This is a genomic window from Variovorax sp. (genome assembly GCF_965279555.1).
Taxonomy (GTDB): Bacteria; Pseudomonadota; Gammaproteobacteria; order Burkholderiales; family Burkholderiaceae_C; genus Variovorax.
The window spans coordinates 4,131,201-4,154,837 of sequence record NZ_OZ257247.1 but is presented as its reverse complement, the minus strand read 5'-3'; the positions used below and the strand labels follow the sequence as shown (position 1 = coordinate 4,154,837).

Genomic DNA, 23,637 nt, shown 5'->3' with positions numbered 1-23,637 from the left:
CCCATGAAAAAAAATGTCGCTGTCGCCCTTGCGGGCGTGTTGATCGTAGCTGTCGCAGGCGGCTGGTGGAGCATGTCCGCAGACAAGCCGGCCGCGAAAAGTGCCAAGGCCGGCGGTGGCGCGCCCGGCGCGAACGGCGCACCCGCGCTCGTGACGCTGGCCACCGCCCAGAAGCAGGACGTGCCGGTGACCGTGCAGGTCAACGGCAGCGTGGTCTCCCTCAACAGCGTCGACCTGCGCCCGCAGGTAACGAACACGGTGAGCGCGGTGCACGTGAAGGAAGGCCAGTTCGTCAAGGCGGGGCAACTGCTCTTCACGCTCGACGACCGCAACGACCAGGCCAACCTGGCGCGCGCCAGGGCCCAGCAGCAGAAGGACGAGGCCACGCTGGCCGACCTCGAGCGCCAGTACAGGCGCAGCCAGGACCTGGTGGCGCAGAACTTCATCGCCAAGAGCGCCGCCGACGCCACGCTGTCGCAACTCGAAGCGCAGCGCGCCGCCGTGGCCGCCGACCGCGCCGCCGTGCAGTCGGCCCAGGTGGCGCTGGGTTACGCCACCCTGCGCGCGCCCATTGCCGGGCGCATCGGCGCCGTCAACATCTATCCGGGCACGCTGGTGCAGCCGACGCTGTCGCTGGTAACGGTGACGCAGCTCGACCCGATCGCGGTGAGCTTCCCGGTGCCCGAAGGCAATCTGCAGGACCTGCTGGAGGCCGCGCGTTCGCGCTCTAAGGTCGAGGCGGTCGTCACCGGCCGCAAGGAGCCGCTGGCCGGCACGCTCGATTTCGTCGACAACACGGTCGATCCGCTGATCGGCACGGTGCGCGCCAAGGCGGTGTTCGCCAATGCCGACCAGGGCCTGTGGCCGGGGCAGTTCGTCGGCACCCGCATCACGGTGCGCACGCTGAACGGCGCCACGGTGGTGCCCGCTGCGGCGCTGATGATGCTGGCCGACGGCACGTCGCTCTATGTGGTCGATGAAGCCAAGACCGCCACGCGCCGCAAGGTCAAGGCGCTGTACACCTTCGGCACGAAGGTGGCTGTCAGCGGCGTGGAACCCGGCGAGCAGGTGGTGATCGAGGGCAGCCAGAACGTGCGCCCGGGCGGCAAGGTCCGCGTCGATGCGAAGCCGCCGGCCGCGGCGCCCGGGGCTCCCGAGTCCCCGGCCAAGGGCACCACGGGCGTCACGCCCGGCAGCGCCGCGTCTTCGGACGGCACCGACATCAAGCCGCCGAAGCAGGAAAGAGCATGAACATTTCGGAGCTCTGCATCCGTCGTCCTGCAATGACGGTGCTGCTGTCCGCCGCCGTGGTGGTCATCGGCATCTTTGCCTACTTCAGCATTCCCGTTGCCGCGCTGCCCAGCTACAACACGCCGGTCATCAACGTCAACGCGCAACTGCCGGGCGCTAGCCCGGACACCATGGCGTCGTCGGTGGCGCTGCCGCTCGAGAAGCAGTTCTCGACCATCCCGGGCCTGCAGACCATCAGCTCGGTGAACACGCAGGGCGTGACCTCGCTCACGCTCGAGTTCGTCAGCAGCCGCGACATCGATGCCGCCGCCGTCGACGTGCAGGCCGCACTGCTGCGCGCACAGCGCCAGTTGCCGCAGGAACTGACGCAGCTGCCCTCGTACCGAAAGGTCAACCCGGCCGATGCGCCGGTGCTGTTCATCGCGCTGATCTCGCCGTCGATGAACCCGTCGGAGCTCAATGACTACGCCGAGAACCTGATCTCGCCCACGCTCTCGACCATCGACGGCGTGGCGCAGGTGGGCGTGTACGGCCGCAAGGCTTTTGCGGTGCGCATCAAGGCCAACGCCGACCTGCTCAATGCGCGCAACATCACGCTCGACGAACTCGCCAAGGCGGTGAACTCGGCCAACGCCAACACGCCGGTGGGCGTGCTCGACGGCCCGCGCCAGACGCTCACCATCCAGGCCAACCGCCAGCTCATGAAGGCGGCCGACTTCGCCAAGCTCATCGTCGGCCAGCGCAACGGCTCGCCGGTGCGGCTCGACGAAGTGGCGACCATCGAAGACAGCTTCGAGTCGGTCAAGACCGCCAGCAGCTTCAACGGGCAAGACTCCATCTCGCTCGCCGTGCAGCGCCAGCCCAATGCCAACACCGTGCAGGTGGTGGACGCGGTGCGCGCGCTCATTCCGCGCTTCAAGGCCGAGCTGCCGCAGTCGGTCGAGATCCAGATGGTGAACGACCGCTCGCTGTCGATCCGCGAAGCCGTGCACGACGTGCAGCTCACGCTGCTGGGCACCATCGCGCTGGTGGTGCTGGTGATCTTCCTGTTCCTGCACCGGCTGGTGGCCACGCTCATTCCGGCCGCGACCATTCCCATCTCGCTGATCGGCGCGGTGGCGCTGCTCTACGCCTTCGGCTACAGCCTGGACAACATCTCGCTGCTGGGCATCACGCTGGCCGTGGGCCTGGTGGTGGACGACGCCATCGTGGTGCTCGAGAACATCATGCGCTACGTCGAAAAGGGCATGGACCCGTTCGCGGCGGCGCTGCGCGGCGCGCGCGAGGTGGGCTTCACCATCGTGTCGATCTCGATCTCGCTGGTGGCCGTGTTCATCCCGATCTTCTTCATGCCGGGCGTGATCGGCCTGCTGTTCCACGAGTTCGCGGTCGTGGTGGCGCTGGCGGTGCTGGTGTCTGCCGTGGTGTCGCTCACGCTGGTGCCGATGCTCGCGAGCCGCCTTCTCAAGCAGGTGCCGCGCAAGGAAGGCGCGATCGACCACGAAGAAGAGCACCCCGAGCCCGGCACCGCCATCGGCCGTGCCTTCGAGCGCGGCTACCGCTCGGTGCACGGCGGCTACATGCGCTCGCTCGACTGGACGCTGGGCCACCGCAAGCTGATGCTGCTGATGGCGGGGCTGACCTTCGTCGTCACCGGCTGGCTGTTCGCGACCATCCCCAAGGGCTTCTTCCCGGAAGAAGACATCGGCCAGATCCAGATCACGACCGAGGCGGCCGAGGACATTTCGTTCACCGCCATGAAGGCGCTGCAAGACCGCGTGGCCGAGGCGCTGCAGGCCGACCCGAGCGTCGACTACGTCAGCTCCTTCGTCGGCGTGGGCGGTCCCACGGCCACGCAGAATTCGGGCCGCCTGTTCGCGGTGCTCAAGGCCCGCGGCGAGCGTCCGGCCATGGGCAAGGTGCTCGAATCGCTGCGCCAGCGCTTCCGCGAGATCCCGGGCATTGCCGTCTACATGCAGCCGGTGCAGAACCTGCGCCTGGGCGGGCGCCAGAGCAAGGCGCGCTTCCAGTACACGCTGCAGAGCGTGAACGCGGGCGAGATGGTGCCCTGGTCGACGAAACTCATGGAGCGCATGCGGGCCGACCCGGCGTTCCGCGACGTCACCAGCGACTCGCAGAACCGCGGCCTGCAGGCCACGCTCGACATTGACCGCGACAAGGCCGGCGTGCTGGGCGTGGCGGTGGGCGACCTGCGCACCGCGCTCTACAACGCCTACGGCGACCGCCAGATCGGCAGCATCTACGGCGCCAGCAACACCTACCAAGTGATTCTTTCGGCTGCCGACAATGACCGACAGTTCGAGGAAGACGTCTCCCGGCTGTCGGTACGCAGCACCACCGGCAAGCTGGTGCCGCTGTCGGCCTTCTCGACCGTGAAGCGCACCGTGGGGCCGACCTCGGTCAACCACCAGGGGCAGCTGCAGGCGGTGACGGTGTCGTTCAACCTCGGCCCCGACGTGCCGCTGGGCAACGCGACGGCGAAGATCGACCAGTTCAAGGACGAGCTGAAGATGCCGCAGTCGATCATCACCACCTACGGCGGCGACGCGGCGGTGTTCCAGAGCTCGCAGTCGAGCCAGGCGGTGCTGCTGGTGCTGGCGGTGCTGGTCATCTACGTGCTGCTGGGCGTGCTGTACGAGAGCTACATCCACCCGATCACCATCCTGGCGGGGCTGCCCTCGGCGGCGGTGGGCGCGCTCATTTCGCTGAAGCTCTTCGGCTTCGACCTGACGCTGATCGCCACCATCGGCATCCTGCTGCTGATCGGCATCGTGAAGAAGAACGCGATCATGCTGATCGACTTCGCGCTCGACGCGCAGCGCACCGAAGGCCTGAGCCCGGTGGAGGCGATCCGCGAAGCCTGCCGGCTGCGCTTCCGCCCGATCCTGATGACCACGCTGGCTGCGCTGATGGGGGCGCTGCCGCTCGCGCTGGGCCTGGGCGCCGGTGCCGAGCTGCGCCAGCCGCTGGGCGTGGCGGTGGTGGGCGGGCTGATCTTCTCGCAGGTGATCACGCTGTACATCACGCCGGCCATCTACCTGGCGCTGGACCGCTACAGCGGCACGGGGCCGATGGTCGATCTGCCGGGAGAGGCCAAGGTCGAAGCTGCAGCGGGCGGTCACGCCGCCTCGCACGCCTGAGGCGCGCGCGGCTCAGGTCGTCGTTTCGTCCAGCGTGCCGCCCACCGCCAGGTGGGCGGTGTCGCTCCAGCCCACGAGGCTGAAGCCCTCGGGCGTCCACAGCATGCGGTTGATGGCCGCGTTGCCCAGCTGCCAGGTGCGTGGCGCCTGCAGTTCCTGACGGGTGGCGGCGCGGTAGAGCACGTCCATCACGCCGCCGTGCGCCACCAGCACGACCAGTTCGCCCGGATGGCGCGCCGCCAGTTCGGCGGCCACGCCGGTCACGCGGTCGCGGAAAGTCAGCAGGCTTTCTCCGCCTTCGGGCTCGAACTCGGGGTCGCGCTCGCGCCAGCGCTTGGCCTGTGCGGGCAGCGTGGCCTCGATCTCGGCAAAGCTCAGGCCTTCCATGTTCCCGAAGGCCCGTTCTCGCAGGCGCGGCTCGGGTTGCACGGCCAGGCCGTGGGGCTCGGCGATGGCCTGGGCGGTCTGCCAGGCGCGCGACAGGTCGCTGGCGTAGACGACGCCGATGGGCTCGTCGGCCAGCGCCGCGCCTGCACGCTGCGCCTGCCAGAGCCCCGTGGCGTTGAGCCCGATGTCGATGTGGCCCTGGATGCGGGTGTCGACATTCCAGGCGGTTTCGCCGTGGCGAACGGCGATCAGACGGGTGGCTTCTTCCATCCGCGGGATTCTAGAAGGCGCTACTTCCGGGCCGTCGACAGCTCGATGTTCACCCGGCGCTCGCCCTGCGGCGGGTTCGGAAAGCCCTGCAGCGCGGCCTGGAACATCACAGGCAGGATGGCCGCGCTCGAGGTGTAGGGGCCGTCGTTGCGCGCGCGGGTCTCGTAGACCACGCGGTTGGAGCCCGCCTCGCGCAGCACGATGCTCACCTCGCGTTCATACCAGGGGTTGGCCGGCGGTGCGAACGCCGGCCCGCCATACCAGCCGCCGCCGTACCAGCGGCGCCCGTAGTAGCCGTAGCCACCGCCCCAGCCGTAGCCCCAGGGGCCGTCGTAGAGCCAAGGGTCGGCCCAGGGCGAGAGGCCGGCCGTCACGCGGGCGCCGATCTGCGCGTTGTACTGGGGATGGGCGTCGTCGCGGCGCAGGCCGACCTTGTCGAGCGCGGCGCCTGCCATGGCTTCGAGCGAATCCTGCCGGGCGCCGTCGGCCTGCTGCGAGGGCAGGCGGTCGAAGCGGTAAGTGGCACCGGGCGGCACCGTGCCGAGGGAAGAGAAGCTCTTCACGTTGCTGTCGACCACCCAGGAGGTGGCGCAGCCGGTCAGGCTTGCTATGAGAAGAAGAGCAGAGAGCGCGCGTTTCATGAGGGTCTCCGGGCAAGGCTGCCCAAAATTCCCCTGGGTTGCCCGGTCAGCCCTGGACGATGCGCAGTGCTGAGGGTGCCTGGGAGAGCAAGTCGAAGGACGGCGTGTCGAAGGCCTTGTCGCCGTCGTCATCCGCCACGCCAGTCGCCTTGAGACCCTTGAAATCGTGCCGTGTTCCGTCGAGCAGGTGCGAAGGCACCACGTTCTGCAGCGCGGTGAACATGTTCTCGACGCGGCCGGGGTACTTCTTGTCCCACTCGCGCAGCATTTCGCCGACCTGCTTGCGCTGCAGGTTTTCCTGGCTGCCGCACAGGGTGCACGGAATGATCGGGAACTCGCGGTGCTGGGCCCAGCGCACGGTGTCTTTTTCGGCCACGTAGGCCAGCGGGCGGATCACGATGTGCTTGCCGTCGTCGCTCACCAGCTTGGGCGGCATGCTCTTGAGCTTGCCGGCGAAGAACATGTTGAGGAAGAAGGTCTGCAGCATGTCGTCGCGGTGATGGCCCAGCGCGACCTTGGTGGCGCCCAGCTCGTCGGCCACGCGGTACAGGATGCCGCGGCGCAGCCGGCTGCACAGGCCGCAGGTGGTCTTGCCCTCCGGAATGACGCGCTTGACGATGCTGTAGGTGTCCTGGTTCTCGATGTGGAAGTCCACGCCCAGCTCGCTCAGGTACTTGGGCAGCACCTCTTCGGGAAAGCCGGGCTGCTTCTGGTCGAGGTTGACCGCCACGATGTCGAAGTGAATGGGCGCGCGCGCCTTCAGCTTGAGCAGGATGTCGAGCAGCGCGTAGCTGTCTTTTCCGCCCGAGACGCACACCATGACCTTGTCGCCCTCCTCGATCATGTTGTAGTCGACGATGGCCTGCCCGACCTGGCGGCACAGGCGCTTCTCGAGCTTGTGCGTCTCGCGTTCGATCTTGAGGGAATTGGCAGTGGCGTCGGCGGCGGCGGGCGCCTCGTCGATCCAGACGGCGTTCATGGGCAGGCTACTTCGGGGAGTCGGGGGAGGGGGTGATTGTCCCCGATCCCCATTCCACACGCTACGCGGCGGGAAAGGCGGTGCGCATCGCCTCCACGAAGAGCCTCAGCTTCGCCGGGTAGAAGCGCGCGTACGGGTACACCATGTACACCGGCGCATGCGCGGCCTGCCATTGCGGCGCCAGGTGCACCAGCCGGCCGGCCGCAAGCTCCTCGGCCAGCATCCAGGTCGACAGCACGCCCACACCCACGCCCAGCACGGCCGCGCTGCGCAGGGCGTTGAGGCTGTCGGTGATCATGCGCGGGCGGATCTGCACCCGGTACACCTCGCCGGTGGTCTCGTGGGTCAGCACGACCTCGGTGCGGTAGAAATTGAGCGCGGCCAGCCAGGGCAGGGCCTCCAGGTCGCGGGCGTGCACCGGCGGCGGGCCGTTGCCCAGGAGAGCGGGCGCGCCGATCGCGATGCGCGGCACTTCGGACAGCCGGATCGCCACAACCGACGGGTCCGTCACCTCGCCGACCCGGATGGCGCAGTCCACGCCCTCGGCGATGAAGTCGGGCGTGCGGTCCTGCGGGCCGTCGTGCAGCAGCCATTCGACGGTCGTCTGCGGATAGCGGTGCAGGTAGGCGGCCAGCGGCCCGACCAGCAACTGCTGCCCGAACACATGCGGCGCCACCACGCGCAGCCGTCCCTCGGGCTGGTCGCCGGCACCGCGCACCTCGGCCTCGAAGGCGTTCCAGCTCACGATGAGCTCCCGGGCGCGGTCGAAGCAGCGCTCGCCGTCTTCGGTCAGCTTCATGGCGTGGGTGGAGCGCTGCAGCAGCCTCACGCCCAGCGAGCGCTCGAGCGCCTGCAGGCGGCGGCTCACCGTGGGCTGGGTGGTGCCCAGCTGCGCGGCCGCGGCGGACAGCGAACCGGCCTCGACGATGCGCACGAAGGTCTGCATCAGCTCGATGCGGTCGGCCGATGCGGCGCTGGGAGGCGGCTTTGTCATGCGCCAAGCGTATATCAATTGTTCGAGGCAAGGTACTACCTTCAGGGGGCGTCGCCGCGCACACTCCAACCTTGCTTTTCAAATCCAAGGGTTAACACCATGTCTTCCATTCAAAGAACGCATGAGGGACCGTCCAACGCGATGATCCTGCTGCTTGCTGCCAGCGCGGGCCTGGCGGTGGCGGCGCTTTACTACAGCCAGCCCATGCTGGGCGTGCTCGGGCCCGACATCGGCGCTTCGACGCGCTCGGTGGGCTTCGTGCCCACGCTCACGCAACTGGGCTATGCGCTGGGCATCCTGCTGCTGGCCCCGCTGGGCGACCGCTTCGACCGGCGCCGCATCATCCTGGCCAAGGCCACGGTGCTGGTGCTGGCCCTGCTCGGCGCGGCGCTTTCGCCTTCGGTCGGGCCGCTGCTGGCGGCGAGCCTGGCCATCGGCCTGTCGGCCACGCTGGCGCAGGACGTGGTGCCCGCCGCCGCCACCTTGGCGCCCGAGGCGCATCGCGGCAGGGTCGTCGGCACGGTGATGACCGGGCTGCTGCTCGGTATCCTGCTGTCGCGGGTGCTCAGCGGCTTCGTGGCCGAGCACTTCGGCTGGCGCGCGATGTTCTTCGTGGCGGCGGCCAGCATCGCACTCATCGGCGTGGCCGCCGCGCGCGGCCTGCCGCACCTGCGCCCCACCACGCAACTGGGCTACGGCGCGCTGCTGGGTTCGCTGGCAAAGCTCTGGAAGCGCCACGGCGCGCTGCGCCGCGCCACCTTCGCGCAGGCCCTGCTGTCGATCGGCTTCAGCGCCTTCTGGTCGACCCTGGCGGTCATGCTGCACGGCGCGCCTTTCCACCTGGGCAGCGCGGCGGCCGGCGCCTTCGGCCTGGCCGGTGCGGCGGGTGCGCTGGCCGCGCCCATCGCCGGACGCCTTGCCGATCGTCGCGGGCCCGAGCTGGTGATTCGCATGGGCGCGGCGCTGGTGGTGGTCTCTTTCGCGGCGATGCTGTTCGCGCCGCTGATGGCGCCCGCCGCGCGGCTGTGGCTCATCGTGGCCAGCGCCATCGGGTTCGACTTCGGCCTGCAGGCTGCGCTGATCGCGCACCAGACCATCGTCTACGGCATCGACCCCGGTGCGCGCAGCCGGCTCAATGCGGTGTTCTTCACCGGCGTATTCATCGGCATGGCGGCGGGTTCCGCGCTCGGCGCCCTGGTGCTGGCCCAGTGGGGCTGGCCGGGTGTTGTGCTGATGGCTGCGCTGTCGGCGCTCGGCGCGCTGGCCGTGCGCATGTGGCCCTCGGCTCCGGTCAAGCCAGCGGTGGCGTGCCCGGCTGCCTGAGGCTGCTTCTTCCTGCTACCACTGGCCGGCTTCCATGCGGATCGCCACCTCGCAATCGTCGAAGATTTCGAGCTTGGCGATCTTCACGCGCACGCCCACCACGCCGGGCAACTGCAGCAGCCGCTGCACCAGCTTGCCGATCAGGCTTTCGAGCAGGTTGACGTGCTCGGCGGTGCACTCGTCGATGATGATGCGGCGCACCTTGCGGTAGTCGAGCACGTGGAAGATGTCGTCGTCCTGCGGCAGCAGCGGCTGCGGGCCCAGGCTGAGCTCGGCGTCGACCAGGATCGGTTGCGGTGCCGTCTTCTCGTGGTCGAGGATGCCCAGGTTGGCGTCGAAACGCAGGCCCTGGAGGGTGAGTGTCTGGCGGCCCTGCGTGGGCGTGGCCGCGGGCTGGGAAGATGGGGTGGACATGGTGGTGGTGCTCACATGAGCGAGAAATCGCGCTCGAATTTCATCAGGTGCTGGCCGCCGTCCACCAGCAGCGTGGTGCCGGTGATGGAGCTGTTTTCCAGCGCGAACTTCACCGTGGCGCACACGTCGGCCGGGGTGGAGGAGCGGCCCAGCGGCGACAGCTTGTGCAACTGCGCGAACTTGTCGTCGTCGAGCATGTGGCTCGCCAGCGTGAGGCCGGGCGCCACGCCCACCACGCGCACGCGCGGCGCCAGTGCCAGCGCCAGCATCGGCGTGGCGGCTTCCAGCGCGGCCTTCGAGAGCGTGTAGCTCAGGAAGTCGGGGTTCGGGTTCCAGAGTTTCTGGTCGAGCAGGTGCACGACGGCGCCTTGCGCATCGCGCGCGCTCACGTGCTCGTTCAGTGCCTGCGCCAGCAGGATGGCCGCCCCGGTGTTGCTGCGCGCATGGCGCTCCATGAGCGCGTAGCTGAATGTGGCGGCCTCGTCGTGCTCGAACAGCGCGGCGCTGTGCACCACGGCGTCGACGCTGCGAAAGCGCGCGACCACGCGGGGCAGCAGGGCGCGCGTGGCGGCCTCGTCCTCGAGGTCGGCGGCGAAGAGAGCCGAGTCGCCCGAGAGCGCGGCGCAGTCGGCCACCGTCTGCTCTGCCTCGGCGCGCGAGTTGCGGTAGTGCACCGCCACCTGCCAGCCGCCGGCGGCGAGCGCCAGTGCGATGTCGCGGCCCAGCCTGCGGCCGGCACCCGTGACGAGAACGGTTCGGCGGGCGGGGGAGGAGGATGCGGTGCTCATGCGGAGGGGAAATGAGAGGAGAGAGACAATGGCGCCGTGACGACAAAGACAACCTCCAGCAGTTTACCCACCGCCCTCGATCACCTCATCGCGCGTTCCGTCGAGCGCGCGGGCGGCTGGATCGGGTTCGACCGCTTCATGGCGCTGGCCCTGTATGCGCCCGGCCTCGGCTACTACGCCAACAGCTCCGCAAAGTTCGGCCACATGCCGTCTTCGGGCAGCGACTTCGTGACCGCGCCCGAACTCACGCCGATGTTCGGCCAGACGCTGGCCGCGCAGGTTGCCGAGGCGCTGGAGAAGACCGGCACCTCCACGGTGTGGGAATTCGGCGCGGGCTCCGGCGCGCTGGCCGTGCAACTGCTGCATGCGCTCGACGAAATGGGGCGCACCGACGTGCGCTACCGCATCGTCGACCTGTCCGGCACCCTGCGTGAGCGGCAGCAGCAGGCGCTGGTGCGCTATGCGGACCGGGTCGAGTGGCTCAACGAGTTGCCCGAAGCCATGGAAGGCGTGGTCGTCGGCAACGAGGTGCTCGACGCGATGCCGGTGCAGTTGCTGGCGCGCGTGGGCGGCCAGTGGTTCGAGCGCGGCGTGGTGCGCAACGCGCAGGACGACGGCTGGGCCTGGGCGGACCGCCCGACCGAGCTGCGGCCGCCGGTCGAAGTGCCCGGCGAGCACGACTACCTCACCGAGATCCATCCGCAGGCCAAGGCTTTCATTGCGACGCTGGCGGACCGCCTGCAGAAAGGCGCGGCGTTCCTCATCGACTACGGCTTTCCCGAGGCCGAGTACTACCACCCGCAACGCCACATGGGCACGGTGATGTGCCACCGCGCGCACCAGGCCGATGGCGATCCGCTGTCCGACGTGGGCTACAAGGACATCACGGCGCATGTGGACTTCACCGGGATTGCGCTTGCTGGTCAGGATGCGGGGCTCGAGGTGCTGGGCTATACGAGCCAGGCGCGGTTTCTGCTGAACTGCGGGCTGTTGGCGAAGATGGAGCAAGGCACGACTGCTGAACGGGCGATGGCCGCGCGGCTGATCCATGAGCATGAGATGGGGGAGCTGTTCAAGGTTGTCGGGTTTGCCGTGGGGGAGGCTTGGGAGGCGATGGGGTTTGTTGAGGGGGATCGCGGTCATACGCTTTGAGTGTTGATTGCTGTCCGGGGCCGGGACTCGCCCCGGCGGGCGACTCACTTTCTTTTGCTTCGCCAAAAGAAAGTAAGCAAAGAAAAGGCGACCCCGCTGTCTGCGACCCTCCGCTCCTCGGCGCAGACAGCAGGGTCGCCTTTCTTTTGCCTACGTTTCTTTGGCGAAGCAAAGAAAAGTAGGTCGGCCGCCGGGCCGAGACCCGGCCCCCACCCTCAAAAATCCAAAGTCATAAGCTATCAACGAAGAGTTCGTTTGGGAATAGCACCCCGCAACCTACATTGGCAGGCATGACTGCCGTCCTTTCCAGCAGCGTGCCCGAAGCCGCCGCCCAGCACTTCGAAGTGCGCCCCTTCGACGCCCCCGTAGGCGCCGAAATCATCGGCCTCGACATCGCAAAGCCGATCAACGCCGAAGACTTCGCGCGCATTCACCGCACGCACCTCGACCACCATGTATTGGTGTTCCGCAACCAGCAGATCACCCCGCAGCAGCACATCGATTTCAGCCGCCGCTTCGGCCCGCTCGAAATTCATGTGCTGCACCAGTTCCAGCTGAAGAACCACCCGGAGATCCTGATCGTCTCCAACATCAAGGAGAACGGCGAACCCATCGGCCTGGGCGACGCGGGGGTCTACTGGCATTCGGACATTTCGTACAAGCCCAAGCCCAGCCTCGGTTCGCTGCTGCATGCGCAGGAGTTGCCCGGCGAGGGCGGCGACACGCTGTTCGCCGACCAGCATCTGGCCTGGGAGGCGCTGAGCCCCGAGCTGCAGCAGCGCATCCTGCCGATGAAGGCAGAGCACAGCTACCTGGCCAAGTACGAAGAGCTGCGCGCGAAGAACCCGTGGCGGCCGAAGCTCTCGCAAGCGCAGATCGACCAGGTCGCTCCCGCCGTGCAGCCCGTGGTGCGCACGCACCCTGAAACCGGCCGCAAGGCGCTGTTCGTCAGCGAGCATTTCACGACGCGCATCGTCGGCCTGCCGCAGGACGAGAGCGACGCACTGCTGGCCGAGCTCTTCGCGCACAGCGTGAAGCCCGAGTTCGTGTTCCGACACCAGTGGGCACCACACGACCTGGTGTTCTGGGACAACCGCTCGCTGATGCATCTGGCGGCAGGCACGCCCGACCACCTGCGCCGCCGTCTCAACCGCACCACCATCGTCGGCGACACGCCTTTCTGATTTTTCCGGGACCACAGTCAATGAACCGCTTCACCCGCAAAGCCGCCGCGCTCGCCGCCGGCCTCAGTCTGCTGGCCGGCAGCCTGGCCGCGCATGCCGAGGGCCAGATCCGCATCGCCGAGCAGTTCGGCATCGTCTACCTGCTGCTCAACGTGGCGCAGGAGCAGAAGCTCATCGAGAAGCACGCCAAGGCCGCGGGCGTGGATGCCAAGGTCGAATGGGTCAAGCTCTCGGGCGGCTCGGCGGTGAACGACGCGCTGCTGTCCGGCAACATCGAGATCGCCGGCGCCGGCGTGGGGCCGCTGCTCACGCTGTGGGACCGCACCAAGGGCAAGCAGAACGTGAAGGGCGTGGCCTCGCTGGGCAACTTCCCGTACTACCTGGTGACCAACAACCCGAACGTGAAGTCCATTGCCGACTTCACCGACAAGGACCGCATCGCGCTGCCCGCCGTGGGCGTGTCGGTGCAATCACGCGTGCTGCAGTTCGCTTCGGCCAAGCTGTGGGGCGACAAGGAGTTCAACCGGCTCGACAAGATCAGCGTGGCGGTGCCGCACCCCGACGCGGCGGCGGCCATCATCAAGGGCGGCACCGAGATCACCGGCCACTTCGGCAATCCGCCGTTCCAGGAGCAGGAGCTCGCGGGCAATCCGAATGCGCGCATCGTGCTCAACTCGTACCAGGTGCTGGGCGGGCCTTCGTCGGCCACGGTGCTCTATGCGACCGAGAAATTCCGCAGCGAGAACCCGAAGACCTACAAGGCCTTTGTCGACGCACTCGACGAGGCGGCGAAGTTCGTCACCGCCAATCCGGAGAAGGCGGCGGACATCTATCTGAAGGTGAGCAACGCCAAGCTCGACCGCGAGCTGCTGCTGAAGATCATCAAGAACCCCGAAGTGCAGTTCAAGACCACGCCGCAGAACACCTATCCGCTGGCGGAGTTCATGCACCGGGTGGGCGCGATCAGGAACAAGCCGGCTTCGGTGAAGGATTATTTCTTCGACGATGCGCAGAATGTTTCGGGGAACTGATGAGCACGGCGAAGGTGCGTTCGGGGTTTGACTCCTTCCCCCTCTGGGGGAAGGCCGGGATGGGGGCGGGCGCAGCGGTGGCGAAGCAGGCGCCGTCTGCCCCCACCCCAGCCCTGCCCCAGCGAGGGAAGGAGCAAGACGCCAACGCACCGCTGCTCCAGGTCGACAACGTCAGCCTCGAATACCGCACCCCCGAGCGCGTCGTGCGCGCCACGCACCGCGTGAGCTTCGACGTCCACGCCGCCGACCGCTTCGTGCTGCTCGGCCCATCGGGCTGCGGCAAGTCCACGCTGCTGAAGGCCGTGGCCGGCTTCATTGCGCCGGTCGAAGGCGAGATCCGCCTCGAAGACCTGCGGGTGACGCAGCCCGGCCCCGACCGCATCGTCGTGTTCCAGGAGTTCGACCAGCTGCCGCCGTGGAAGACGGTCAAGCAGAACGTGATGTTCCCGCTGCTCGCCTCCCGCACCCTCGGCAAGAAGGAAGCGGCCGAGCGCGCGCTGCACTACCTCGACAAGGTGGGGCTGTCGAAATTCGCCGACGTGCATCCGCACCAGCTCTCAGGCGGCATGAAGCAGCGCGTGGCGATTGCCCGCGCGCTGGCGATGCAGCCGCGCGTGCTGCTGATGGACGAGCCCTTCGCCGCGCTCGACGCGCTCACGCGCCGCAAGATGCAGCAGGAGCTGCTCGAACTGTGGGACGAGGTGCGCTTCACGCTGCTGTTCGTCACCCATTCGATCGAGGAAGCGCTGGTGGTGGGCAACCGCATCGCGCTGCTGTCGCCGCATCCGGGGCGCATGCGCGCGGAGATCAACAGCCACGGCTTCTCGCTCGACAGCCTGGGCAGCGTTGAATTCCAAGGCACGGCGCAGCGCATTCACGACATGTTGTTCGAGGAAGAGCCTGAAGTGGCCGTTGCTCCATGAGCACCCTCACGCCTCCCATCCGCCCCGAGTACGAGCGCACGCTCGAGCCTTTCACCGAACTGCCGGTCGAACGCACGCTGCCGCTGGGCACGCGCATCTGGTCGCAGGCCTGGCTGCGCAAGGGGCTGATCCTCGTCGTCATTGCCGTGCTGTGGGAGCTGGCCGCCCGCTGGCAGGACAACGATCTGCTGCTGCCCACCTTCACCGCCACGGCGCGCGCGCTGTTCGAGGGCCTGGCCAGCGGCGAGCTGATCGAGAAGGTGCGCATCTCGCTCGCGGTGCTGCTGCAGGGTTACCTGGCCGGCGTGCTGCTGGCCTTTGCGCTCACCACGCTCGCCGTGTCGACGCAGATCGGCCGCGACCTGCTGGACACGCTCACGTCCATGTTCAACCCGCTGCCCGCCATCGCGCTGCTGCCGCTGGCGCTGCTGTGGTTCGGGCTGGGCCGGGGCAGCCTGGTGTTCGTGCTGATCCATTCGGTGCTGTGGCCGCTGGCGCTCAATACCTACGCGGGCTTCCAGGGCGTGCCCGAAACCCTGCGCATGGCCGGGCGCAACTACGGGCTGAAGGGCCTGCGCTACGTGCTGCAGATACTGGTGCCGGCCGCGCTGCCGTCGATCCTGTCGGGGCTGAAGATCGGCTGGGCCTTTGCATGGCGCACGCTGATCGCGGCCGAGTTGGTGTTCGGCGCCTCGTCGGGCAAGGGCGGCCTGGGGTGGTACATCTTCCAGAACCGCAACGAGCTCTACACCGACCGCGTGTTCGCGGGCCTGGCGATGGTGGTGCTGATCGGCCTGATGGTCGAAAGCCTCGGCTTCAAGACGCTGGAGCGGCTGACGGTGCGCCGCTGGGGCCAGCAGCGCTAGCAGCCGGCGGATTCAGGCGCCGGCCCCCGGCGTGCCAAAGCGGCCCCGGCTCGGGTCTAATCGCAGGTTTTGGCACGCGTTTCCTTCTCTCCCATGAGTTCTTCCTCTTCCGACCTCTCGCCGATCGCCGAAGCGCTGGCCGATGCCGCCGCCGCCCAGTCGATGCATTACTTCCGCACCCCGCTGGACATCATCACCAAGGCCGACGAAAGCCCCGTCACGCTGGCCGACCGCGCCGCCGAGACGGCGATGCGCCAGATCCTCGGTGCCCGCGTGCCGGCCGACGGCATCTATGGCGAAGAGCACGGCCCCGAGCGGCTCGAGGCCGAACGCGTCTGGGTGCTCGACCCGATCGACGGCACCCGCAGCTTCATCACCGGCTCGCCGCTGTGGGGCACGCTCATCGGCGTGCTGCAGGGCGGGCGGGTGGTGTTCGGCATGGTCGACATGCCGGTGCTCAAGGAACGCTGGATCGGCGAAGCTGGCAAGGGCGCCACGCGCGATGGCCAGCCGGTGCGCGCCAGCAATTGCACCGAAGTGGCCAAGGCCCGCATCGTCACCACCTCGCCCGACATCTTCGCGCCGGCCGACTGGGCCGCCTTCGACAAGCTCAGCCGCCAGTGCGCGATGCGCCGCTTCGGCGGCGACTGCTACGGCTACGCCCAGCTGGCGGGCGGCACCATCGACCTGGTGGTCGAGACCGGCCTGCAGCCCTACGACTACCTCGGCCCGGCCGGGCTGATCGAGGCGGCGGGCGGCGTCATCACCGACTGGCAGGGCCAGCCGCTGGGCCTGAAGTCAGACGGAAGGGTCATTGCCGCTGCAACGCCCGAACTTCACCGACAAGCGATGGCCCTGCTCTCGGCCTAGACTCCTGGGCATGTTCCGCTGGCTGATCGTCGTCGTCCTTGCCCTGGTGCTCATGAGCGGGCTGACCGCCTGGCTGCGCCGCTTCGGGTTCGGGCGGCTGCCCGGCGATTTCGAGTTTCGCGCCTTCGGCCGCGAGTGGCAGCTGCCGATAGCGAGCACCGTGGTGCTCAGCATGATCGCGGCGCTGGTCGCGCGGCTGCTGTAGCGGCGCCCCTGACCTGAGAGAGAAGACCCCCGCAATGAGAGCCTGCGTAGACATCGGTGGCACCAAGGTGGCCGTGAGCCTTTCCCCCTCGAGCGACACGCCGCTGGTCGGCCGCCGCAGCGAGCCGACCGCCAAGACGGGCGACAACGACGCGGTGGCGCTGCAGATCATCCGCATGATCGAAGATGTGTGCGCGGAGCAGGGCGTCGATCCGGCCACGGTCGACCGGGTGGGGGTGTCGTCCACCGGTCCGTTCGAATTGCGCGACGGCCTGGTCGAACTTGCCACGCCCAACATCTGCGGCGGCATCGCCGGCCCCTCGCGCGGGCTGCCCAATTCCTGGATGACCGCCATCATCGAAGCGCCGCTGGTCAAGCGCTTCGGCAGCGTGCGCGTCGAGAACGACGCCGTCGCCGCGCTCGAAGCCGAGCGCCACTGGGGCGCGCTGAAGGGCCTGGACAACTGCGCCTACGCCACCTGGAGCACCGGCGTGGGCGTGGGCCTGTGCGTCGATGGCCGGGCGCTGCGCGGCAAGAACGGCAACGCCGGCCACGCGGGCCACAGCTTCGTGGTCGACGATGCCAGCGGCGCACTCTGCGGCTGCGGCAACTACGGAGACGTCGAGGCGCTGGTGAGCGGCAGCTCGATCGAGCACCGCTTCGGCCAATCGGCGGCCGAACTTTTCAGCGCCGCCGCGGCGGGAGAGCCGAAGGCCCTCGAGACGGCCGAGGCGCTGTGCCGCATCGTCGGCCGGATGCTCTACAACATGGTCATCACGCTCGACCTGCAGCGCATCAGCCTGGGCGGCAGTGTGTTCTCGCACAACAGCGACTTCGTGCTGCCGCGCCTGCAGGCGCAGATCGACGGCAGGCTGCTGCCGCTGACGCGCGGCGTGCTGCTGGTGCCCGCCGGTCTCGGCGACAAGGTCGGCGACTACGCGGCCCTGGCGCTGCTCGACTGAGCTGAGGAAGAAGAAGGCGCCTTGCGCCGCTCGGGCGTGGCCGGCGGCGCCATGCCGCAGCCCTCGGCCACGATGGCACCCAGCCGGCGCAGCCCGGCATCGACCGCGTCTGAATACGGCCAGCCGCAGTTGATGCGCAGGTAGTGGTCGAAGCGCGGCGAGTTCGAGAACTGCGCGCCCGGCGCCACCAGCATGTGCTCGCGCAGCGCCGCGTCGAACACCGAGACCGATGACAGCCGCTGCGGCAGCTCCACCCACAGCTGCAGCCCGCCGCGCGGCAGGTTCAGCCGCGTGCCCTGCGGAAAATACCGGGCGATGGCGTCCGCCGTCTGGTCGCGCTGCACGTGCAGCCGCTCGCGCAGCCGGCGCAGGTGGCGGTCGTAGGCGCCGCCCGCGATGAACTCGCCCGCCGCTATTTGCGCCAGCGCCTCGTTGTTGCGGGTCTGCGCGTACTTGAGCATTTCCACCTGCGCATGCCAGCGCCCGGCGGTGATCCAGCCCAGCCGCAGCCCCGGCGCCAGCACCTTGTGCAGCGAGGCGCAATAGATCACGTTGCCCGTGCGGTCCCATGACTTCAGCGCGCGCAGCGGCGTGTCGCTCTCGACCAGGTCGCTGTAGGTGTCGTCCTCGACCAGCGCGATGCCGTGGCCTTCGCACAGGTGCACCAGCCGCTGCTTGTGGGCGTCGGGCATCACGCTGCCGATGGGGTTCTGCAGGTGCGGCACCACCACCACGGCCTTGATGTCGTCGTAGGTCTGGATGGCCAGCTCCAGCGCCTCGATGGAGATGCCGGTCTGCGGGCTGGTCGGGATCTCGAGCGCGCGCATGCCCAGGCTTTCGAGCACCTGCAGCAGGCCGTAGAAGGTGGGCGACTCCACGGCCACCGTGTCGCCCGGCTTGGCGATGGCACGCAGCGCGAGGTTCAGCGCCTCGATGCAGCCGTTGGTGACGAGCACCTCGTCTGGCGCCACCGTCATGCCGATGCGCAGGTTGCGCTGCGCCACGGCTTCGCGGAACTGCAGGTGGCCCTTTTGCGACGAGGCTGTGGTCAGCAGCTCTGGCCGCTGGCGCAGTGCGCGCGTCATCGAATTGCGCAGCGCCTCGGCCGGGTACAGCTCCGGTGCCGCGCGGGCGATGGCGAAGTTGAGCTTGACGCCCGTATGCCGCCCGCGCGCCATGAAGTTGGCCATGCGCTCGCGCATGCTGACGAACTGCGCGGGGTCGGGCGGCACGTCGGCCACCGGTTCCTCCATCGGCGCGATGGCCAGGCGCTGCGGCCGCCGCACGAAGTAGCCGGAGCGGTCGCGCGCCTCGACCCAGCCGTCGCTCTCCATCGCGCGGCAGAGCTGAAGCGCGGTCGACAGGCTGATGTCGTGCAGCCGCATCAGGCTGCGCAGCGACGGCAGCTTGTCGCCCTGCTTGAGCGAGCCGGTGTGGATCGCATCCACGTAGTGCGCGGCAAGCTGGCGGTAGAGCGGTAGCGAGTCCATGGGGCTGATGTTCCCCCGATCGGGCATAGGAAAACAGATGCAGTTGCTCGGGAAAACCACCATAACAGATGCGCTGGCACGGCGGCTGTTATGGCTGCAATAGCCAGGGCGTGTGCCTGTTTTTCGGGCAGCCGAATTCCTACGATCGATGCCCGACCACCGCTCTTTCCGAAGGCACGCCAATGACCCTCACAGTCAATCCCGCACCCGACACCGTCACCATGGAGCCGGGCCAATCCTTGCGCACCGCCGTCGACGCCGGCGCATGGCTGCAAGTGGTAGAGGGCCGTGCCCGCATGCTGTCGCCGCCGAGCTGGTTCGGCGAGACGCTGTTCATGACCGAGGCGATGCTGGCCGAAGGCGATGTCCATCGGCTGGAGCGCGGCGGCTGGATCGAGGTGACGGCGCTGCATGCGCCGGTGTCGCTGCGCATCCACGCGCCGTACCTGCCCCATGTGCCGGCGCCGGCCGATCCCGAGCTGCGCCCGGTGATGCGGCTCATGCGCCTGCTGACGGGCTGAAGCGCCCGCCGGCTAGCGTTCGCTGTCCACCTCGCGCAGCGCATCCAGGAAGGTGCGGCGCCACCAGTGGATGTCCTGGTCGCGGATGCGCGACAGCAGCTTCTGGTGCCGCTCGCGCCGTTCTTCCAGCGGCATGTGCAGCGCCTGCTGCACGGTTTCCGCCGTGCCGTGCGTGTCGTACGGGTTCACCAGCAGCGCCTCTTTCAGCTGCTCGGCCGCGCCGGCAAAGCGCGACAGCACCAGCACGCCGGGGTCGGCCGGGTCTTGCGCGGCGATGTATTCCTTGGCCACCAGGTTCATGCCGTCGCGCAGCGGCGTCACCAGCCCCACGGCGGCCGCGCGGCACAGCCCCGGCACGCGCTTGCGCGCCACCATGCGGTGGATGTAGCGCACCGGCATCCAGTCGAGTTCGCCGTAGTCGCCGTTGATGGCGCCGCACAGCGACTCGAGCTCGCGGCGGATGTCGCCGTAGGCGTCGACCGTCTCGCGCGTGGGCGAGGCGATCTGTATCAGCGTCGCGCTGCGCCGGTTCTCCGGGTAGTGGGCCAGCAGCTCGCGGAACGCGCGCACGCGCTGCGGAATGCCCTTGGAGTAGTCGAGCCGGTCGATGCCCAGCAGCAGCCGGCGCTGCGAATACTCGCGCTTCATGGTGTCGTACATGTCGCGCGATTCCTTCGCATGCGTGAGCGCGGCGAACTCGTCCACGTCGATGCCGATAGGGAACGCGCTGCAGCGCACCGTCTGCCCGTAGGCGCGGTACATGTCGTCGCCCAGGTACTGGCCGCGCGCCTCGTTGCGCACGTAGTGCTCGAAGTGCTGCACGTCCTGCTGGGCCTGGAAGCCGATCAGGTCGTAGGCGAACAGCGAGCGCATCAGCCACTCGTGCTGCGGAATGGCCGCGATGATGATCTGCGGCGGCAGCGGAATGTGCAGGAAGAAACCGATGCGCTGCTTGCAGCCCATCGCGCGCAGTTCGGCCGCCAGCGGTATCAGGTGGTAGTCGTGCACCCAGATGATGTCGTCTTCCTTCAGCAGCGGCAGCAGCTTGCGCGCGAACAGCTGGTTCACGCGCCGGTAGCCGCCGATGAAGCCGGCGTCGAAGTGCGCCAGGTCGAGCCGGTTGTGGAACACCGGCCAGAGCACGTCGTTGCTGTAGCCGAGGTAGTAGCTGTCGTGGTCCTCGCGGCTCAGGTCGATGGTGGCTAGCGTGACCTTGCCGGCCTGCTGCCGGTGCAGTTCGCCTTCGCCGGTCGGCCCGCCTTCGATGATCTGCCCGCTCCAGCCGAACCACAGGCCGCCGCTTTGCTGCAGGCTCTCGCCCAGCGCCACGGCCAGGCCGCCGGCCGCCGGCTTGCGTGGGTCAGCCACGCGGTTCGATATGACGACGAGGCGGCTCATGGCGCCGCCCCCTCGGGGGGTGGAGTTACACGAGCGCAGCAAGTGAAAAGCCGGGGGGCGTTCATATGGCGGAGTCCCACGGCGCGGACAGGCGCACGGCCGCATTGATGATCCCGACCATCGAATAGGTCTGCGGAAAGTTGCCCCACATCTCGCCGGTGACCGGATGCGTGTCTTCCGACAGCAGGCCCAGCGGGTTGCGCGCGGCGAGCATGGTCTCGAAGATCTGCCGCGCCTCGGCCTTGCGGCCGATCTTGGCGAGCGCATCGATGCGCCAGAAAGTGCAGATGTTGAAGGCGGTCTCGGGCTTGCCGAAGTCGTCGGCGGCCTCGTAGCGGCGCATGTAGGGGCCGTCGCACAATGACTTTTCCATGGCGTCGACGGTGGATATGAAGCGCGGGTCGCGCGCGTCGATCAGGCCCACCTCCACCATCAGCAGGATGCTCGCGTCCAGCTCGTGCCCGCCGAAGCTCTCGGCAAAGGCCTGGCGTTCCTCGCACCACGACTTGGTGAGGATCTCTTCCTTCATGCGCGCGGCGTGGCCGTGCCAGTAGGCGGCGCGCTCGGGCAGATTCAGCGCGCGGGCGATCTTGCTGAGCCGGTCGCAGGCGGCCCAGCTCATCAGCGCCGAGCTGGTGTGCACGCGTGCGCGCGTGCGCAGCTCCCACATGCCGGCATCTGGCGTGCCGTACACGCGCACCGCCTGTTCGCCCACCGCCTCGAGGTGCGGAAACTCCGCCAGCCCCGCGCGGCTGAGCAGCCGGTGGTCGTGGAAGGCCTGCGCCGCGCCGAGCACGATGTTGCCGTACACGTCGTGCTGAAAGTGTTCTTGCGCCTGGTTGCCCACGCGCACCGGGCCCATGCCGCGATAGCCCGGCAGGCCGTCGACGAAGGATTCGGGCAGTTCGCGCTCCAGCCCGATGCCGTACAGCGGCTGGATGTGCTCGCCGTGCGAGCCGATAACCACGTTGCCCAGCCAGCGCAGGTAGTCTTCCATGGTGCCCACTTCGCTCAGCGAATTGAGCGCGCGCACCACGAAGAAGGCGTCGCGCAGCCAGCAGTAGCGGTAGTCCCAGTTGCGCTGGCTGCCCGGCGCCTCGGGAATGCTGGTGGTCATGGCGGCGACGATGGCGCCGGTGTCTTCATACAGCGAGAGCTTGAGCGTGATGGCCGCGCGGATCACCGCGTCCTGGTACTCGAAGGGAATCGCCAGGCGCTTGGTCCAGGTGCGCCAGTAGGCGATGGTCTCCTGCTCGAACTTGCGCGCGGTGTCGGCAATGCCGTCGAGCAGCGTCTCGTCCACGCCGAACATGAAGTTGTATTCGCGCGAGATCACGAAGGGCTGGCGCGAGAGGATGTGCGAGATCGAGGCGTCGGTGTTCAGCCGCAGCGTGAGGTCGGGTCCCACGTAGCGGATGTGGTTGCTGCCGCGCGTGACCTCCACCGGCGCCGATGCACCCCACTGGAAACGCGGATCGAGCGACACGCGGATGCGCGGCGCACCGGCAATGGGCCGCACGCGGCGCACCAGCATCAGCGGGCGGAAGTAGCGCGAGCGGCTGTAGAAGCGCGGCGCGAAGTCGGTGATCTCGATGCCCTGGCCCGCGCTGTCGAAGAGCTGCGTGCGCAGCACGGCGGTGTTCGGCTCGTACCACTGCCTGGCTTCGGCGAAGTCCTCGATGTCGATGCTCCAGGCGCCGGCTTCTTCGCCCGGGTGCAGCAGCGCATTGAAGACCGGGTCGCCGTCGAATCGCGGCAGGCAGCACCACACGGCGCGTCCGCGCGCATCGATGAGCGCGCTGTAGGCGCAGTTGCCGATCACGCCGACATCGAGCGAGGGCTCGGCCGGCGGCGCGAAGCTGCGCGGTCCGGGGGCGGCGGCGGCCTTGATGTCGACCGGTGCGCGGTCGTCGGGTCCGGCCGAGCCTGCCAGGGCTGCGCCGGCGTGCGCTTCGGGGGCCGTCGATAGTTGCTGTTCGCTCATCCGGGGTTCCTCGGGGATTCAGTGTCTGTTGTCTTGCCTGCCGCGGGCGCTACCAGCATGTCGCGTGCCCGCACCAGCCATTCGTACACTGCGCGCGGCGATTCGAGCCGGTGCAGCGCCAGGCTGGGGCCCGAGCCCACCTTCACGCCGATGCCGCCGCGCGGCTGCACCACCGCGAAGCCGCTCTCGTCGGTGGTGTCGTCGCCAAGGAACACGGGCGTACGCCCGGCGAACGGCGCCTCTTCCATGAAGGCATTGATGGCAATGCCCTTGTTGACGCCAGCGGGCTTCACTTCGAACACGAACTTGCCGTGCATGAGTTCGAGCTGCGGGTCGTGCGCGATGGCGCGCGACATGGCGTCGCGGCACACCGCCTCGAGTTGCGGCGCTAGCCGGTAATGCAGGGCGATGGCGGCATGCTTGCGCTCCACCAGCAGGCCTTCATGCACGCGCGCGAGTTCGTTGGCGATGTCGAGGATGGACGCAAGGTCGGGCGGGCGCTGCTCCTGCATGTGGCCCTTGGCGTCGCGGCGCTGCACGCCGTGCTCGCCGGCCGCCGGCAGGCGCAGCGGCGCCAGGAAGCGGTCGATGGAGTCGATCTGGCGGCCCGACACGACGGCAAGCGCGCCGTCGAGCTGGTCGCGCAGGTCGCTCAGGAGAGGAACGAGGGCCGGCGGGATCTCGATGGCTTCAGGCGTGGGCGCAAGCCCGACCAGCGTTCCGTCGAAGTCGAGAAAGAGGGCTGCATCCCGGCCCAGCGGAGGAGGCAACTGCAAGTTGCTGGAGGACTTTGGCATTGGGAAAAACCATAGCACGGGCGACCCGCCTCCCGTGTCGGCCAAAG

General features: G+C 68.4%; 22 protein-coding genes. 12 read left to right on the top strand and 10 right to left on the bottom strand.

Features of this window, described 5'->3' with window-relative positions; translation table 11 throughout:
- Positions 1-72: 72 nt before the first annotated feature.
- Both ACQY8B_RS19565 and ACQY8B_RS19560 read left to right on the top strand, forming a co-directional pair.
- Positions 73-1,251, top strand: a complete 1,179-nt coding sequence (locus ACQY8B_RS19565) for an efflux RND transporter periplasmic adaptor subunit (RefSeq protein ID WP_422088227.1) — start codon at positions 73-75, stop codon at positions 1,249-1,251.
- Positions 1,248-4,412 (top strand): efflux RND transporter permease subunit, encoded by a 3,165-nt coding sequence (locus ACQY8B_RS19560; RefSeq protein WP_422088226.1) that lies wholly within the window; start codon positions 1,248-1,250, stop codon positions 4,410-4,412. Before ACQY8B_RS19565 ends, ACQY8B_RS19560 begins: the two co-directional genes overlap by 4 nt.
- 12 nt (positions 4,413-4,424) lie before the next feature.
- On the opposite strand, the gene ACQY8B_RS19555 is transcribed toward ACQY8B_RS19560, so the two are convergent.
- The 4 genes from ACQY8B_RS19555 to ACQY8B_RS19540 all read right to left on the bottom strand — a co-directional run bounded on the left by ACQY8B_RS19555 (position 4,425) and on the right by ACQY8B_RS19540 (position 7,683).
- Complete coding sequence (locus tag ACQY8B_RS19555; RefSeq protein ID WP_422088225.1) at positions 4,425-5,069, bottom strand: histidine phosphatase family protein; 645 nt, start codon at positions 5,067-5,069, stop codon at positions 4,425-4,427.
- Positions 5,070-5,089: 20 nt separating this feature from the next.
- On the bottom strand, positions 5,090-5,710 hold the full coding sequence (locus tag ACQY8B_RS19550) for a DUF4136 domain-containing protein (RefSeq protein ID WP_422088224.1): 621 nt from the start codon (positions 5,708-5,710) through the stop codon (positions 5,090-5,092).
- 46 nt (positions 5,711-5,756) lie between these two features.
- The gene (ttcA, locus tag ACQY8B_RS19545; RefSeq protein ID WP_422088223.1) at positions 5,757-6,689 is read right to left on the bottom strand and encodes a tRNA 2-thiocytidine(32) synthetase TtcA; all 933 of its coding nucleotides are present in this window, start codon (positions 6,687-6,689) and stop codon (positions 5,757-5,759) included.
- A gap of 61 nt (positions 6,690-6,750) precedes the next feature.
- Entirely contained in the window at positions 6,751-7,683 is a 933-nt protein-coding gene (locus ACQY8B_RS19540; RefSeq protein WP_422088222.1) for a LysR family transcriptional regulator, read from the bottom strand.
- Between the two features lie 99 nt (positions 7,684-7,782).
- On the opposite strand from ACQY8B_RS19540, the gene ACQY8B_RS19535 reads away from it, so the two are divergent.
- The gene (locus tag ACQY8B_RS19535) at positions 7,783-9,006 is read left to right on the top strand and encodes an MFS transporter (protein WP_422088221.1); all 1,224 of its coding nucleotides are present in this window, start codon (positions 7,783-7,785) and stop codon (positions 9,004-9,006) included.
- 15 nt (positions 9,007-9,021) lie between these two features.
- Here the strand turns inward: ACQY8B_RS19535 and ACQY8B_RS19530 are convergent, their stop codons facing one another.
- Together ACQY8B_RS19530 and ACQY8B_RS19525 are read right to left on the bottom strand one after the other, a co-directional pair.
- Positions 9,022-9,420: a dihydroneopterin aldolase gene (locus ACQY8B_RS19530; protein ID WP_422088220.1), complete on the bottom strand. Its 399-nt coding sequence runs from the start codon at positions 9,418-9,420 to the stop codon at positions 9,022-9,024.
- Positions 9,421-9,431: 11 nt separating this feature from the next.
- A complete protein-coding gene (locus tag ACQY8B_RS19525; protein ID WP_422088219.1) occupies positions 9,432-10,208 on the bottom strand; it encodes an SDR family oxidoreductase in 777 nt (258 codons plus the stop codon).
- A gap of 36 nt (positions 10,209-10,244) precedes the next feature.
- On the opposite strand from ACQY8B_RS19525, the gene ACQY8B_RS19520 reads away from it, so the two are divergent.
- From ACQY8B_RS19520 to ACQY8B_RS19485, 8 genes are all read left to right on the top strand, one after another.
- Entirely contained in the window at positions 10,245-11,360 is a 1,116-nt protein-coding gene (locus tag ACQY8B_RS19520) for a class I SAM-dependent methyltransferase (RefSeq protein ID WP_422088218.1), read from the top strand.
- 290 nt (positions 11,361-11,650) lie between these two features.
- A complete protein-coding gene (locus ACQY8B_RS19515; protein ID WP_422088217.1) occupies positions 11,651-12,544 on the top strand; it encodes a TauD/TfdA dioxygenase family protein in 894 nt (297 codons plus the stop codon).
- A gap of 20 nt (positions 12,545-12,564) precedes the next feature.
- Positions 12,565-13,575 carry an ABC transporter substrate-binding protein gene (locus ACQY8B_RS19510; RefSeq protein ID WP_409194915.1) on the top strand — a complete coding sequence of 337 codons (1,011 nt, stop codon included), beginning with the start codon at positions 12,565-12,567 and terminating at the stop codon, positions 13,573-13,575.
- A gap of 59 nt (positions 13,576-13,634) precedes the next feature.
- Positions 13,635-14,498, top strand: coding sequence for an ABC transporter ATP-binding protein (locus ACQY8B_RS19505; RefSeq protein WP_422088216.1), 864 nt, complete (start codon positions 13,635-13,637; stop codon positions 14,496-14,498).
- Positions 14,495-15,364 carry an ABC transporter permease gene (locus tag ACQY8B_RS19500; protein ID WP_422088215.1) on the top strand — a complete coding sequence of 290 codons (870 nt, stop codon included), beginning with the start codon at positions 14,495-14,497 and terminating at the stop codon, positions 15,362-15,364. Before ACQY8B_RS19505 ends, ACQY8B_RS19500 begins: the two co-directional genes overlap by 4 nt.
- A 93-nt stretch (positions 15,365-15,457) precedes the next feature.
- Positions 15,458-16,234: a histidinol-phosphatase gene (gene hisN / locus ACQY8B_RS19495; protein ID WP_422088214.1), complete on the top strand. Its 777-nt coding sequence runs from the start codon at positions 15,458-15,460 to the stop codon at positions 16,232-16,234.
- A 10-nt stretch (positions 16,235-16,244) separates the two neighbouring features.
- Complete coding sequence (locus ACQY8B_RS19490; RefSeq protein ID WP_056509065.1) at positions 16,245-16,439, top strand: DUF2905 domain-containing protein; 195 nt, start codon at positions 16,245-16,247, stop codon at positions 16,437-16,439.
- 34 nt (positions 16,440-16,473) lie between these two features.
- Positions 16,474-17,400 (top strand): ROK family protein, encoded by a 927-nt coding sequence (locus tag ACQY8B_RS19485; RefSeq protein ID WP_422088213.1) that lies wholly within the window; start codon positions 16,474-16,476, stop codon positions 17,398-17,400.
- Here the strand turns inward: ACQY8B_RS19485 and ACQY8B_RS19480 are convergent.
- The gene (locus ACQY8B_RS19480) at positions 17,373-18,890 is read right to left on the bottom strand and encodes a PLP-dependent aminotransferase family protein (RefSeq protein WP_422088212.1); all 1,518 of its coding nucleotides are present in this window, start codon (positions 18,888-18,890) and stop codon (positions 17,373-17,375) included. The two genes, ACQY8B_RS19485 and ACQY8B_RS19480, sit on opposite strands and share 28 nt — an antisense overlap.
- A 182-nt stretch (positions 18,891-19,072) precedes the next feature.
- Between ACQY8B_RS19480 and ACQY8B_RS19475 the strand changes: the two genes are divergently transcribed.
- Positions 19,073-19,411: a hypothetical protein gene (locus ACQY8B_RS19475; protein WP_422088211.1), complete on the top strand. Its 339-nt coding sequence runs from the start codon at positions 19,073-19,075 to the stop codon at positions 19,409-19,411.
- Positions 19,412-19,423: 12 nt separating this feature from the next.
- Here ACQY8B_RS19475 and otsA read toward each other — a convergent pair whose 3' ends face one another.
- From otsA to otsB, 3 genes are all read right to left on the bottom strand, one after another.
- Positions 19,424-20,809: an alpha,alpha-trehalose-phosphate synthase (UDP-forming) gene (gene otsA / locus ACQY8B_RS19470; protein WP_422088210.1), complete on the bottom strand. Its 1,386-nt coding sequence runs from the start codon at positions 20,807-20,809 to the stop codon at positions 19,424-19,426.
- Between the two features lie 61 nt (positions 20,810-20,870).
- A complete protein-coding gene (locus tag ACQY8B_RS19465) occupies positions 20,871-22,793 on the bottom strand; it encodes a glycoside hydrolase family 15 protein (RefSeq protein WP_422088209.1) in 1,923 nt (640 codons plus the stop codon).
- Positions 22,790-23,590 (bottom strand): trehalose-phosphatase, encoded by an 801-nt coding sequence (gene otsB, locus ACQY8B_RS19460; protein ID WP_422088208.1) that lies wholly within the window; start codon positions 23,588-23,590, stop codon positions 22,790-22,792. The genes ACQY8B_RS19465 and otsB overlap by 4 nt, the downstream gene beginning before the upstream one ends.
- Between the last annotated feature and the right edge of the window lie 47 nt (positions 23,591-23,637).